Origin of the sequence: Sorangium sp. So ce385, from assembly GCF_051474135.1 — a bacterium.
In the GTDB taxonomy this organism is placed as follows: domain Bacteria; phylum Myxococcota_A; class Polyangia; order Polyangiales; family Polyangiaceae; genus Sorangium; species Sorangium cellulosum_D.
Genome location: NZ_CP150337.1, coordinates 2,220,352 through 2,234,096 on the forward strand (window position 1 = coordinate 2,220,352; position 13,745 = coordinate 2,234,096).

Genomic DNA, 13,745 nt, shown 5'->3' on the forward strand with positions numbered 1-13,745 from the left:
CACGTCAGCTCGCGGTGAGCTTGCGGTAGCGGATCTTGCGGGGCTCGGCGGCGTCGGCGCCGAGGCGGCGCTTCAGGTCGGCCTCGTAGTCGGCGTAGTTGCCCTCGAACCAGACGACCTTGCTGTCGCCCTCGAAGGCGAGGATGTGGGTCGCGATCCGGTCGAGGAACCAGCGATCGTGGCTGATCACCACGGCGCAGCCGGCGAAGCTGAGCAGCGCTTCCTCGAGCGAGCGGAGCGTGTCGACGTCGAGGTCGTTCGTGGGCTCGTCGAGCAGGAGGACGTTGCCGCCGCGGCGGAGGAGCTTGGCGAGGTGGAGGCGGTTGCGCTCGCCGCCGGACAGGTCGCGGACCTTCTTCTGCTGGTCGCTGCCGGCGAAGTTGAAGCTCGCGACGTAGGCGCGCGAGTTGACCTCGCGCTTGCCGACGACCAGGCGGTCCTCGCCGCCGGAGATCTCCTGCCAGACGCTGTTGTTCGGGTTGAGGGCGTCGCGCGACTGGTCGACGTACGCGAGCTCCACGGTCTCGCCGATCCGGAGCGCGCCGCCGTCGGGCTGCTCCTGGCCCATGATCATGCGGAAGAGCGTGGTCTTGCCGGCGCCGTTCGGGCCGATGACGCCGACGATGCCGCCGCGCGGGAGCGAGAAGGTGAGGTCGTCGATGAGGACGCGATCGCCGAAGCCCTTGCGGAGGTGGTCGGCCTCGACGACCACGTTCCCGAGGCGCTTGCCGGCGGGGATGGCGATCTCGTTCTCCTCGACCTTCTTCGACTTGTCCTCGGCGAGGAGCGACTCGTAGGCGGCGAGGCGGGCCTTGCTCTTGGCCTGGCGGGCGCGCGGGGCCATGCGCACCCACTCGAGCTCGCGCTCGAGGGTGCGCTTGCGCGCGCTCTCCTGCTTCTGCTCGAGCTCGAGGCGCTTCTTCTTCTGCTCGAGCCAGCCGGTGTAGTTGCCCTCGTAGGGGATGCCGGCGCCGCGGTCGAGCTCGAGGATCCAGCCGGCGACGTTGTCGAGGAAGTACCGGTCGTGGGTGACGGCGACGACGGTGCCGGGGTACTCGTGGAGGAAGCGCTCGAGCCAGGCGACGCTCTCGGCGTCGAGGTGGTTGGTCGGCTCGTCGAGGAGCAGGATGTCCGGCTTCTCGAGGAGGAGCCTGCAGAGGGCGACGCGCCGGCGCTCGCCGCCGGAGAGCTTGGTGACGTCGGCGTCGGGCGGGGGCAGCCGGAGGGCGTCCATGGCGCGCTCGACGACGCGGTCGATCTCCCAGCCGTTCGCGGCCTCGATCTTGTCCTGGAGGGCGGCGTACTCCTCGAGGAGCGCCTCCATGTCGGGGGGCGACTCGCCGAGCTTGGCGCCGATTTCTTCGAAGCGCTGGACGAGGGAGCGGACGTCGTGGACGGCCATCTCGACGTGCTCTTGCACGGTCTTGCCGGCCTCGAGCTGGGGTTCCTGGGGGAGGTAGCCGATGCGGATGCCGTCGGCGGGCTTGGCCTCGCCGAGGTAGTCCTTGTCGACGCCCGCCATGATGCGGAGCAGGGTGCTCTTTCCGGCGCCGTTCGCGCCGAGGACGCCGATCTTCGCGCCCGGGTAGAAGGAGAGCCACAGGCCCTTGAGCACCTCCTTGTTCGGGGGGTGCACCTTCCGGACATCCTGCATCGTGAAGATGAATTGAGGCGCCACGGTATCTCCTGCGTGTGCGAGCCCGGCGGGCAGAGGGGAGCGGGGATGGGCGCGCGCCGGGTCGACCGCGCGTCGACCGAGCGGGCTCCGGCCGCGTTCGGGATCGGGGAGACCCGCGTATGCGAGATTGCCGGCTGTCGGTCAAGAGGCGTCGACGGCGGGCGTGGGGAGCGGTGCTGGCGGGGCGGCGATCGCCGCTCGGGTCACGCCGGGCGGCCTCTGCGGCCGAACGCTTGCCGCAGGACGGCGAGGTCGTCCCGGCCGACCTCGCGCGTGGCGACGAGGAGGGCGAGGTAGACGAGCGCGACGGCGATCGCCTCGCCGAGCACCGCGATCTTGCCGAGCCACGGCAGCCGCGCGCCGACGGCGATCGCGACGGCGAGCGCGACGCCCACGCGGAGCGCCGTCGCGACGGGGACGAAGCCGCCGGCGGCGCGGTGGAGCAGGGCGCCGGCGACGACCGCGGACGTGGCGAGGGCGAGCGAGGTGGCGGTCGCGGAGCTCACGAGCATGTCGGGGCCGAACGCGGCGCGAGGGACGGCGACGGAGCAGCCGACGGCGACGAGGAGGACCGTGGCGGCGGTGAGCGCGGCGGCGACGCGCTCGCGGTGGAGGCTGGTGAGCGCGGCCGAGGCGACGCCGAGGATGGCGAAGGCGCCCATGCCGAGGGAGAGGACGCGGAGGGTGTCGCCGCCGCGGCTCCAGATCTCGACGGGGAAGGCGAAGCGCAGGACGTGGGGCGCGAGGCCCGAGATGGGGGCGACGAGGAGGCCGGTGAGCAGGAACGAGAGGCGGACGCCGGTCATGGCGTAGCGGCGGACCGCGGCGCGATCGTTCTCGGCGTGCGCGCGGGCGAGCATGGGGAAGAGGATGAAGGTGACGGAGAGGAGCAGCTGGTAGGGGAGGAACGCGAACAGCTGCGCGCCGCGGTAGACGCCGATGAGGTCGTCGGCGGCCTTGGCGCCGAGGGCGAGGTGGTTCGTGGCCTGGCCGAGGAAGCGGCGCAGGAGGAAGAAGTCGGTCTGGAGCAGGAAGTTGAGGAAGGTCTGCGAGACGGCGAGGGGCAGGAGGAAGACGAGGTGCTCGCGGATCGAGGGGCCGGCGCTGCCGGGGCGGCCGAAGCCGGTCTTGAGGGCCGCGAGGGGGACGATGATGGCGGCGGCGGTGACGAAGCCGGCGATGGCGCCGAGGACGCCGCTCTGGCCGGCGCGGAGGAAGAGGAGGGCGCCGGCGGCGACGCTGGCGGTGCGGAGGGCGCCGTAGCCGATGTCGAAGCCGGCCTGGGTGAGGAACCGCCGCTGGCCGTTGAGGGCGCCGACGAGCGGGGCGTAGAGGCCGTAGAGGAGGACGATGGCGGCGGCGAGGCGGAGCGGGCCGGCGACGTGCGGGGCCTCGGAGAAGTCGGCGATGGCGCCGGCGAGGAGGGCGAAGGCCGAGGAGACGGCGATGGCGAGGACGGCGTGGAGGGCGAGGGTGCGGCGGAAGGCCTCGGCGGCGTCGCGGTCGGCGACGCTGGAGACGGCGCGGGAGACGCCCTGGATGCCGGTGGCGACGATGACGTTGTTGACGACGCCGACGCCGGCGAAGACGACGGAGACGGCGCCGTAGCCGTCGGTGCCGAGCAGGCGGGGGAGGATGAGCTGCTGGACGAAGCCGAAGACGATGAAGGAGACCTTGGCGCCAGCGATGGCGAGGCCGCCGCGGCCGGCGGAGCGGGCGGTGGAGGGGGTGGGGGTGGGAGGTGGAGAGGGGGCGGAGGGGCGCGCAGCGGCAGGCGGGGCCGAGGAAGGCGCGGTAGGGGCCGGGGCGGCCTGCGCGAGGGCCGGGGGGACCTGCGAGGGGTCCGGAGGGGCCTGCGAGGCGGCGGGGGCTTCGGGCGGCGGCGGGAGGGGCTCGGCGGCGCGCGGCACGGCGGCGTTGTCGCAGAAGCACGCCAGGCGGGCAATCTCGCGGGAGCGGGCGAGCTTACCTGCCCGTCACCAAAGTGAAGCGCCGTGCGGATTCGCTTGACGGGAAGGGCTGGCCGACTATTCTCGCGCCCGTCTCCGACGCATTCCAGCTTAGCTCAGTCGGTAGAGCAGGCGGCTGTTAACCGCCGGGTCGCTGGTTCGAGTCCAGCAGCTGGAGCCACTTCTTCCTCCTCCTGAACTTCGCATCGAGGCGCAGTTAACGGAGCCCCCCAGGTACAAGCCTCGGGGGCTTCGTCTTTTCTCCCCTGATGTCCCGAGGGTTTGCGCGTCGGCGCGCATCGTCCGCGCCGGGACGGCGTTCGCGCAGAGAACGTCGCGGGCGTGAAGACGGGCGCGTCGAGCGCGTGCGGAACGGCGTTCGCGCTCTCTTCTCGTGCCCACGGGGAGAGAGAAGCCGAGATGCGGTTAACAGCCGACCCTCGTTCTCCGGGACGGTGACCGGGCGATCAACAGTCCCACCCGGGGCGGGACTGTTGATCATCGGGGCGCTGTCCGGCGCCACCGCGCATCCGGCGCCCACGTTGGCGCGTGGCGCGACGGACCAACGACCAACCCGTCGCCCTGTTGCAGCCGCGCTTTGTTGGGGCTGCCCTGACAGGCGGGTGCAGGATCTCGACGAGCGACCAAGTGAGCTCTCCCGGAAGTAACACTCCTTCAGCTCCCGATGACGGGCGGCGTCAGGCCGAGCACCTCGACGAGTTCCGCGATCACCTGGACCGCATCCTCTCCGACGTCCTCGAGCACGATGGGCGCGTAGGCAGGATTGGTGGGCCTCAGCGTGATCTTCGTGTGTCGCCACGAGTCGCCGGCGCGGGCCTTCTCGCTCTCGTAGCGCTTCACCGTGTAGCGATGCCCTGTCTCGGGGTCGGTGGCGTCGCGAAGCTGGGCGAGCACGGTGCGTCCTTGCCGGGAACCGGTGACCGGGGCGGCGAAGAGGCAGTACGAGCCGTCCTCGATGCCAGGCTCCATCGAGCGGCCGACGACCTGCGCGACGAACATTCCGGGGCGTAGCCGCTCACCGTCCACCTCGACCCACTCGAAGTCGTCGTCGGCGACATGCTGCGGGTCGCTGAACGCGCCGGCCGCCACTTTGAGCGGCACGAGCGGCACGCACTTCACGTACCGGTCCTTCGCAGTTCCTGCGACCAGCCGCAGCTTCGGCCGGGCCGCACCCTGCGACCAGCCCTCATTGACGCGAAGGCGGCGGTACGCCTCCTCTGCCATCCAGGTCGTCACGACCTTCTGAAAGGGGACGTCGTTCATGAACCGAACGAAGATGTCCTCGTTCTGGTCCATGCGATCGACGAAGAGCCGCTCGAGCACGTTCTTGAAGAGCAGCTCGAACTTGTCGCCCGGGTTCACCGCAGCCGCGCGACGCAAGCCGTCGTCGCCCAGCGCGGCCTCAACGATCTGATCGAAGAAGAGCTGATCGGCTTGGTTGAAGTCGGTCCCGAAGCGCTCATTGACGACGTCAATCAGCTGCGAGAGCGGAACCGGCTGCTCGCGCAGCACGCCGCTTCCCACCTCGGCCGGTCCGTCGAGCTTTCGCGCCTCGCCGTCCTTGAGCGTGATTGACCCCTCGCTGATCTTCTGCAGACGGTAGTACTCGAGCTTGACCTCATCATCGAACTGATAGCCCGCTCCGCTGGCGCGACGCGGAAGCTTGGTCATGAGATGGCGCACGAACACGTAGAGGCGCTCAAGGTCCGAGTCCTGGTACGGGATCACCTGGCTGAGGAAGCCGTACAGGTTCTGGAACGCCTGGAGCTTGCCGCGCCAGAGCTCGGCCTCGTCGGGGCTTTCCTCGGAGCGCGCCTTGAAGCGAGCGACTGCTGGGTCGAGCGCCGCGTTCATCGCCTGGTGGTCGAGGGCGCTCTGCTTCTGCTTGGGCTTGAAGTACACATCGCTGAACCGCGCGATCTCCTCGTCGAGGTAGATGCCCTCCCCGTCGAGCTCGCCCTTGATGGCGTAGAGGCGTGCCGGGTCGACCTCGTCACCGATCTCCGCGCCCTCGTAGTAGGTCTTGAACGCCTCGCGGATCTCGTCGCGGTCGTTCACGAAGTCGAGGACGAAGGTGTCCTCCTTGAGCGGGTGGATGCGGTTAAGTCGCGAGAGCGTCTGCACCGCCTGAATGCCGGCGAGCCGCTTGTCGACGTAGATCGTGTGGAGGAGCGGCTGATCGAAGCCGGTCTGGTACTTCTCCGCGACAAGAAGCACCTGGTACTCAGGCGAGGCGAACCGCTCGGGCAGCTCCTTCTCGCGGAGCCCGCCATTCATCGCCTCCTCGGTGTACGAGACGTCGGCGAGCTTGTCGTCCTGCACGGTGCCGGAGAATGCCACGAGTGACTTGATCGGGTAGCCCTTTTCCTTGATGTACTTGTCGAAGCTCTGCTTGTAGCGAACGGCCTCGAGACGTGAGCCGGTCACCACCATCGCCTTCGCGCGCCCGCCGATCTTGTGGCGCGTCACCGCGTGGAAGTGCTCGACCATCACCTCGGTCTTCTGGGCGATGTTGTGCGGATGCAGCTTGAGGAAGCGTGCCAGCGCGCGAGCCGCCTTCTTGCGCTCGACGTTCGGATCGTCCTCGCACGACTTCAGGAGACGGAAGTACGTCGCGTACGTCGTGTAGCTCTTGAGCACGTCGAGGATGAAGCCCTCCTCGATCGCCTGGCGCATGGTGTAGCGGTGCGCGGGCTTTCCGCTGCGCCCGAATACCGCGAGCGTCTTGTGCTTGGGCGTGGCGGTGAACGCAAAGAAGCTCAGGTTCGCCTGGCGGCCGCGCTTGGCCATGCTGCGGAACAGCTCCTCGAGATCCCCCCGACCTTCCTCGGCGGCGAGCCTCTGCGCCTCCTTGCGGAGCGCCTCGCCACCGAGCACTTCCTTCAAATCCGTCGCGGTCTCGCCGCCCTGGGAGCTGTGGGCCTCGTCGATGACGACCGCGCAGCGTCGCGTCTGCAAGGTGCCGGAGGCAGTCTCGCCGCGCTCCTCGGCCATCTTGAGCAACTGGCGTGAGACGAACGGGAACTTTTGCAGCGTCGTGATGATGATCGGAACGGCACTCTCGAGCGCCTCGGCGAGCTGGCGCGAGCTCTCGTCGATCTTCTGCACGACGCCGCGCTTGTGCTCGAACTGGTAGATGTTGTCCTGGAGCTGCTGGTCGAGGACCACGCGATCGGTGACGACGATGACGCTGTCGAAGACGCGCCGGTTGCTTTCGTCGTGCAGCGACGCGAGCCGGTGCGTGAGCCAGGCGATCGTGTTGCTCTTGCCGCTACCGGCCGAGTGCTCGATGAGGTAGTTGTGCCCCGGGCCTTCCGTGCGGGCAGACTCCACAAGGAAGCGAACCGCCTGGAGCTGGTGGTAGCGAGGGAAGACCATCTGCTCGGTCTTCACCTTGCGACCATGGTCGTCACGCTTCTCGTCGACCTGCAGGTGGAGGAAGCGCGCGAGCAGATCGAGCAAGCTGTCCCGCGCGAGCACCTCTTCCCAGAGGTAGGCGGTGGGGTAGCTTCGGCCTTGCGGATCGACAGGGTTGCCCGCGCCGCCGCCGTCGCCTTTGTTGAACGGCAAGAAGTGGGTGGCGTTGCCCGCGAGGCGCGTCGTCATGAGCACCGCGTCGGTGTCGACGGCAAAGTGCACGAGCGTGCGCTTCTTGAACTCGAAGATGGTCTCGTGCTGATCGCGGTCCTGCTTGTACTGCCGTCGCGCGTCCTCGACCGTCTGCCCGGTCATCGCGTTCTTCAGCTCGAGCGTCGCGATGGGGATGCCGTTCACGCTGAGCGTGACGTCGAGCGACTTCTCCGAGCGAGTCGAGAAACGTAGCTGGCGGGTGAGGCCGAGACGGTTCTTCGCGTAGCGCTCCTCGAGCTCCGGGTTCAGCTCATGCGCCGCCTTGAAGTAGGCGACGAAGAGCGTGCGCCCGTAGCACTTGAAGCCGTGACGCAGCGTCGCGAGCGAGCCGTTCGCATCCATCCACTTGCAGAGGTCGGTGAGGATCTGATCGCCTGTCTTCAGCCCGTGCAGCGCTTCGAGCTTCGCCCACTCCTTGGGCTGCGTGTCCTTGATGAAGTCGAGGACCACGGATGGGAAGATGGCGCGCTCGCGGTCGAAGCTATCGCGCGAGATGGCGACGTAGCCGTGCCCGAGAAGGTGCTGCTCGATGACCGTCTCGAACGCGGCCTCGGAGTGGCGGGGCGTGCTCGTCATGGCTCCTCCTTCCTCTTGCGGGGGCGCTTCAACTCGATGCGCGTCACTTCAGCCTCGAAGTCGCTCTCGAACTCGCGGTCCTGCCGCACGCGGAACTTGTCGTACTGCTCTTCGGCGAGGCGCTTGGCCAACTCCGCGGAGACCTTGCCGGCGTTCGCGAGCACCTCGTACTCGTTGAACCGCAGGAACGCGTCGAGCTTCGCGACCCAGTCCGCCATCTTCATCGGGATCTGGCGCGCGGCCTGGTTCTCGGCATAGTCGAGATACATCGACACAATGCGCTCGAACTCCTTGCTTGTAGATGTCGGTGATCTTCAGGTAGAACCGCCGCTCGCTGGCGCGGATCTCACGGATCCGCTCGAGCAGCTCGTCGAAGTAGTCCTTGCCGAAGCGCTTGTTCAGCTTGAGCCGCTCGTCGTCGAGGACGAATCCCTTGACGATGAACTCGCGCAGGGTCTGGGTCGCCCAGATGCGAAACTGGGTGGCCTGCGTGCTGTTGACCCGGTAGCCGACCGAGATGATCGCATCGAGGTTGTAGAACTCGATCTCGCGACTAACCTCGCGATTTCCCTCGCGTTGAACTCTCCAAATTCTTCGGAGAGTTGCCTCCGGCGTCAGCTCCCCCGAGGCGTAGCCCTCCTTCAGGTGATAGCTGACCATGCGGACGTCGACGCCGAACAGCTCGGCCACGCGTCGCTGGTCGAGCCAGAAGGTTTTGGCCTCGTAGAGCACCTCGACGCGCACAACGTCATCCGCCGTGCGGTAGAGGATCAGATCTCCTTCCTGCGGGGTCTGGTCCGTCACAGTTGCCCTCCGGGTCGCGCTTGGAGGTTCCCGTTAGCGTCGAAGCTGTTCGAGCAGGTGCCCACGAACGCCGCGCACAGTCGTGACCGCATGTTTCGGTCGACCGCGAAGACGGTCCACCAGATTGAAAACAGCCCGGTTGCGAGGGCGGTGTCCACGATCTGCTCGCGCAGCTCCACCGTGTCGTTCTGAGAGAGTCTGCGGAGTGCGTCGTTCGCCTTGCGCCAGGTTTCGAATCGCTTGAGCCATCGCAGGTCGCTCCGTGTCGGAGGAATTGCCCCTCCAGGAACGCGATCGAGTCCGACGAGTGCTGCGGATGCCTGAGCCTTTGCGCGAACTGGCGTCGCGAGCGTGGAATGCGGTGCGACCACCCCGCCCGTGCGGTACTCGAACGCTCGAAGCGTGTTGTCGCTATCGGGCCAGAGGTAGTCGGCGACGGTGACCAGTGTGTCGCCCTTGCAGGAGTTGCAGTTCACGCACGCGAGCAGGAAGTTCGACCACGTCAGCGCCAGTGCGGGAACAAGCGACTTCGGCTGCACGTGCTCGACGGCGAGGTTCGTCGCGATGTAGCGCTCGCAGTAGCTGCAATAGCGCCCAAGCCGCTGTTCGAGATCGGGCAGCGCCGCGGCGTAGTTCGCATATGTCGCGACGGGGGCTGTGCCCTTGTCAACCGGGCGCATCGTCGCCCCCCGTTCGAGCAGCGCGCTCCAGCTTCAGTTGCGCTTGGTAGGCGGGGTCGTCACTGAAACGCACGGCAAGTTCGGCAAGTCGCTCTTCTGTCTCCTGCGCCTGGTCGGGCGCTTCGCGCAATAGCCGGTAGTACTCCTCAGCGGCCTTCATCATCTCGAGGTAGCGCTCGCTCTTCTGCGGCACCTCGACCCCCATCACGTGCTCGGCGATGTCCTCGACGCTGCGGTTCGCATACTCACCGAATTCCTCGGGGTCGAGCGTGATCAGCTCTCCAGGTCGAAGCGACTGGATGATGAAGGGCGAGTGCGTCGTCGCGATGAACTGGATGTTCGGGAAGTTGGCGCGCAGCTTCTCGACGACCTCTCGCTGCCAGCGTGGGTGGAGATGAAGCTCCAACTCATCGATGAGAACGACGCCATGGCCTGCAAGAGGGTTTGCCAACTCCGGGTTCGCCAGCGCGAGGCGGCGCACGAGATCGCCGAGCATAGCGATGAAGGCACGCTCGCCGTCGGAGAGCTGCTGCAGTGAGATGCGCGCACCAGCTTTCTCTACCGTCAGCCGCAGTGGATCCTCTTCGACCGCGACATCAGCAAAGCCGTCGAGGAAATTGCTCAGCACTCGGTTAAACGCAACCAACTCGGCGCTCTGCTGCCGGACCCACAGCCGGTAGCGAGCCATGAAGTCGCGGTAGTCGACCATGCGGTTGGACAGCGCGCCGTGATGGGCGAGGCGCTGGCCCGTCGGCAGGTCCATCGGCAGGGTTCGAGGCAGTCGGTACCCTGCGCGATCGGTGGTGAAATAGACGGCCACCGGGGCCTGGTCGTCTTCGCGCGTGGGGTCACCGTAGTTCTTTCGAATCTGCTCACGCACCGCGCTCGCGAGGCCGTGCGCTCGCACGCGTTGCGAGTTGGGACTGAAGGCGACGTCGTACCTCACCGGGATGCCGGCGCAGGACACCAGCATCGCGAGCGCGGCTTCCGCCTGGCCTGCGTGAACGTCGTTCGCCGAAATCGTCCGCCCGCTGCCGGCACTGAGCGAGAGGGCGCGGAGGAGACGCGCAAGCAGGAGTGCCAGACCGTTGAGCAACGAACTCTTCCCGCGCCCGTTGATTCCGGCGATCACGGTGAAGCGCTCCGACAACTGGAAGCGCCGCTCGCCCGCGAACCCACGAAAGTTCGTAACCGTGAGCTCGCGGACCTTCATGCCGCCGCCCGCACGTCGAGCTGGCCGGTTACCGCGGCCGCGATGAGCGCGGAGCGGCGCTCCCTAAGCAGCGCGATGGTGCGCTCGGTCGCGGTCCGCACAGCGTCGAGCTTGGCAGTCTCGCGCGCGATGTGCTCGACGATGGCGTGCTGCTCGTCCTGAGGCGGCACCGGGAGGTACACCTCGAAGAAGCCCTCGGGGTAGAGGCGAAGGCGCGAGGACCAGACACCCTTCGAGAAACGCGTCACCTCTTGGGCGAACACGGGGAGGCGGACGAGCGCATCGATATAGGCGGGTGTGAGGCGCGGGCCGGGCTCGTAGACGTTGTAGGCGGGGCTGACGATGCCCTTCACGGGAGCGATGCCCATCGCGCCCATCCACGCCCAGAGTGTGTTAATCACGAGGTCACCGGGCTCGCAGAGCTTGTAGCCCTCGTTCGTCTCGGCCTCGAACATGTTGACGTCCTTCTCGGACCGAGGCGTGACGCCTGTGAGGTGCGAGACGGTGAGCATCTCCTCTTCACCGGTCTCCGAGCGCACGTCGCGCTCGCGGAAGAGCCAGCGCGCGCGTTCGGTCTCCCAATGCGCCGGGATCTCTCCCAGCCACGGCACGCCCGAGTCGCGTAGCTTCATCTTCGGGTCGAGCCCGCGCGTAACCGCCGTGGCGATGATGGCCTTGCGCTTCTCGGCAAGCAGGTCAAGCAAGCGCTGCTTGGCTGCTAGCAGTCCGTCAATACGGCGCGTCTCGCGTCCAAGTAATGCCGCGATTCGCCGTTGTTGCTCCCGCCCAGGGAGCGCCACGGGAATCGTGTGGATATCGTTTCGGTCTACTCCCGGAACTGCCGACTTGCCAGCATGCACATGAAATAGCGGCGCCAGAAACTCGAGCAGGTAGCGTAGGTATTCCGGGTAATTGTCGTGAAGGTCGATGCTGTACAGAGCAGTGTTCAGAGGCCAGTACGGCGTCGACACCAGGTGAAACTCCCCAATCGTGCCGTAGCGACCAGTTACGATCCCCGGGGGAGCGGCGCAGGACTCCTTGTGCCAACCTGTGATGCCACCGCCCGCGTAGACAGGCACTGGCCCCTCTTCCCGCGCATCATCGGGTAGGTCGTGCCCGCGCTGAAACGTCACGGCCCACTTGAGCTGCTTGCGCATCCAGCAGTCCGGTGCTGCGTGGAAGTCCGTCACGTGGTCACCTCGCGGAGCAACCGAACGACATCATCCTCAGCACGCTTGAGGTCCGCGTCGATCTCCGCGAGCGCTCTCGGCGGCGTGAACACGTAGAAGTACCGGTTGAAGTTGATCTCGTAGCCGACCTTGTCCTTGCTCCGATCCATCCAAGCGTCGGGCACGTGCGGCTTCACCTCGCACTCGAAGTAGGCGTCGACGTCCTCCTTGAGCGGCACGTTCTCGAAATCGCGCAGGTCGGCGTCAGCTTCGAAGACCGAGCCACGACCACTCGCCGGCACGGGCTCGGCCTTGGCGTCGCGCTGCGTGAACACCGAGCGAAACAGCTTCTGCTCGGCCGCCTTCCAGCGGCTGCCGCGCTTCTTCAGGAGCGCCTCGATCTCGTCCCACGTCGCCGGCCAGTCCAGGCGCGGCTCGCGGCCGAGCGCGTTGTCGATGGCCTGCACGTCGTCGAGCAGGTGCGGACAAGCATCGAGAAAGCGCGCCTTGCCATCCGTCGTCATGTGGTAGCTAAGACGCAGCGGGCGCTCGATGGCGGCGCGCGTGTACCCGAAGTCAGCGTTGTCGAAGATCTTCGAGCGCGGGCCCTCCTCGAATTTGCCGTACAGACGCACGATATCGTCGATCTGTGCGACCGTCATGTGCCGGCGCTTGTCGCCGAGGCTGCGCTTGCTGTCTTCGCTGCCGCCCGCCGTCCAGACGTCGCGCGCGTCGAGGAGCTGGACCTTGCCCTTGCGCCGCTTCTCCTTGCGGTTCGTGACGACCCAGACGTAGGTGCCGATGCCCGTGTTGTAGAACATCGACTCCGGCAGCGCGACGATGGCCTCGAGCCAGTCGTTCTCGAGGAGCCATCTGCGGATCTCGCTCTCGCCCGAGCCCGCGCCGCCCGTGAACATAGGCGAGCCGGAGAAAACGATCGCGAGCCGCGAGCCCGCCTTGTGTTCCTTCGGCTTCACGTCCTCGCGCTTGCTCCACATGTGCTGCAGGAACAGCAGTGCGCCGTCGTTCACGCGCGGAAGGCCGGCGCCGAAACGGCCGTCGAAGCCGCGCTTCTCGTGCTCCTTCTGGATCTCCTTCTGCTGCTTCTTCCAGTCGACGCCGAAGGGCGGGTTGCTGAGGAAGTAGTCGAAGGTATCGGCCGGGAACTGGTCCTCGGTGAAGATGTCGCCGAAGCGGACGTTGTCGCCGCCGCCGTTGTGACTCACCTCCTTCATGAGCATGTCGGAGGCCGCCGTAGCGAAGGCGCGCTTGTTGTAGTCCTGCCCGTAGGCATAGAGCTTCGCCTCGGTGTTGTGCTCGCGCAGGTAGCGCTGCGCCTCGGCCAGCATGCCGCCCGTGCCGCACGCCGGGTCGAGCAACTTGCGCACGGTGCCGGCCGTCGCGAGCAGCTTGTCGTCGTGGATGAAGAGCAGGTTGACCATGAGGCGGATCACTTCGCGGGGCGTGAAGTGATCACCGGCCGTCTCGTTCGCGAGCTCGTTGAAGCGGCGGATGAGGTTCTCGAAGATCAGCCCCATCTGCTCGTTCGGCACGTTCGACGGGTGGAGTTCCACGTCGGCGAACTTCGAGACCACGAGGTAGAGGATGTTCGCCTCGTGCATCTTCTCGACCTCGGCCTCGAACTCGAAGTACTCGAAGACGCGCTGGACGTTCGCCGAGAAGCCCTTGATGTAGCTGACCAGGTGCTTGTTGATGTTGTCCGGGTCGCCCTTGAGCTTCGCGAAGTCGAGCGGCGAATGGTTGTGAAAGCGTTGGCCCGCGACCTTGTTCAGCGTGGTGTCGAGCGCGTCGCCCGCGAGCTTGCCGCCCTTGTGCTTCTCGTGCGCGGCGACGACCTTGGCCTTCGTCTCGGCGAGGACGCAGTCAAAGCGACGAAGCACCGTCATCGGCAGCATCACGCGCTCATATTGCGGCGGGCGGTAGGGGCCGCGCAGGAGGTCGGCGATCTGCCAGATGAGGTTCGCGAAGGAGTTGTGATCAGAGGCCATGTTCGCCGTCCGTCGA

The 13,745-nt window shown here is 67.0% G+C and carries 7 protein-coding genes, 1 tRNA gene and 2 pseudogenes; 1 reads left to right on the plus strand and 9 read right to left on the minus strand.

The features are described 5' to 3' along the window. Window positions 1-4: 4 nt before the first annotated feature. On the minus strand, window positions 5-1,678 hold the full coding sequence (ettA, locus tag WME83_RS08150) for an energy-dependent translational throttle protein EttA (protein ID WP_437318691.1): 1,674 nt from the start codon (window positions 1,676-1,678) through the stop codon (window positions 5-7). A gap of 203 nt (window positions 1,679-1,881) precedes the next feature. Continuing rightward, window positions 1,882-3,588 carry a lipopolysaccharide biosynthesis protein gene (locus WME83_RS08155; RefSeq protein ID WP_437318692.1) on the minus strand — a complete coding sequence of 569 codons (1,707 nt, stop codon included), beginning with the start codon at window positions 3,586-3,588 and terminating at the stop codon, window positions 1,882-1,884. A 144-nt stretch (window positions 3,589-3,732) separates the two neighbouring features. On the opposite strand from WME83_RS08155, the gene WME83_RS08160 reads away from it, so the two are divergent. Further along, window positions 3,733-3,808: transfer RNA gene (locus tag WME83_RS08160), tRNA-Asn, on the plus strand. Between the two features lie 494 nt (window positions 3,809-4,302). Here the strand turns inward: WME83_RS08160 and WME83_RS08165 are convergent. The 7 genes and pseudogenes from WME83_RS08165 to WME83_RS08195 all read right to left on the minus strand — a co-directional run bounded on the left by WME83_RS08165 (window position 4,303) and on the right by WME83_RS08195 (window position 13,729). Continuing rightward, window positions 4,303-4,872, minus strand: coding sequence for a S24 family peptidase (locus tag WME83_RS08165; protein ID WP_437321975.1), 570 nt, complete (start codon window positions 4,870-4,872; stop codon window positions 4,303-4,305). Beyond that, window positions 4,846-7,854: pseudogene (locus WME83_RS08170) on the minus strand (type I restriction endonuclease subunit R); the annotation flags it as partial. The pseudogene WME83_RS08170 and the gene WME83_RS08165, both read right to left, overlap by 27 nt. After that, window positions 7,851-8,658: pseudogene (gene rhuM, locus WME83_RS08175) on the minus strand (RhuM family protein). The pseudogenes WME83_RS08170 and rhuM, both read right to left, overlap by 4 nt. Next, entirely contained in the window at window positions 8,655-9,338 is a 684-nt protein-coding gene (locus WME83_RS08180) for an HNH endonuclease (protein ID WP_437318693.1), read from the minus strand. Before WME83_RS08180 ends, rhuM begins: the two are co-directional and overlap by 4 nt. Then, the gene (locus WME83_RS08185) at window positions 9,325-10,551 is read right to left on the minus strand and encodes an AAA family ATPase (protein WP_437318694.1); all 1,227 of its coding nucleotides are present in this window, start codon (window positions 10,549-10,551) and stop codon (window positions 9,325-9,327) included. Before WME83_RS08185 ends, WME83_RS08180 begins: the two co-directional genes overlap by 14 nt. Further along, entirely contained in the window at window positions 10,548-11,741 is a 1,194-nt protein-coding gene (locus WME83_RS08190) for a restriction endonuclease subunit S (RefSeq protein WP_437318695.1), read from the minus strand. The genes WME83_RS08185 and WME83_RS08190 overlap by 4 nt, the downstream gene beginning before the upstream one ends. Next, complete coding sequence (locus WME83_RS08195; protein ID WP_437318696.1) at window positions 11,738-13,729, minus strand: type I restriction-modification system subunit M; 1,992 nt, start codon at window positions 13,727-13,729, stop codon at window positions 11,738-11,740. The genes WME83_RS08190 and WME83_RS08195 overlap by 4 nt, the downstream gene beginning before the upstream one ends. Window positions 13,730-13,745: the final 16 nt, after the last annotated feature.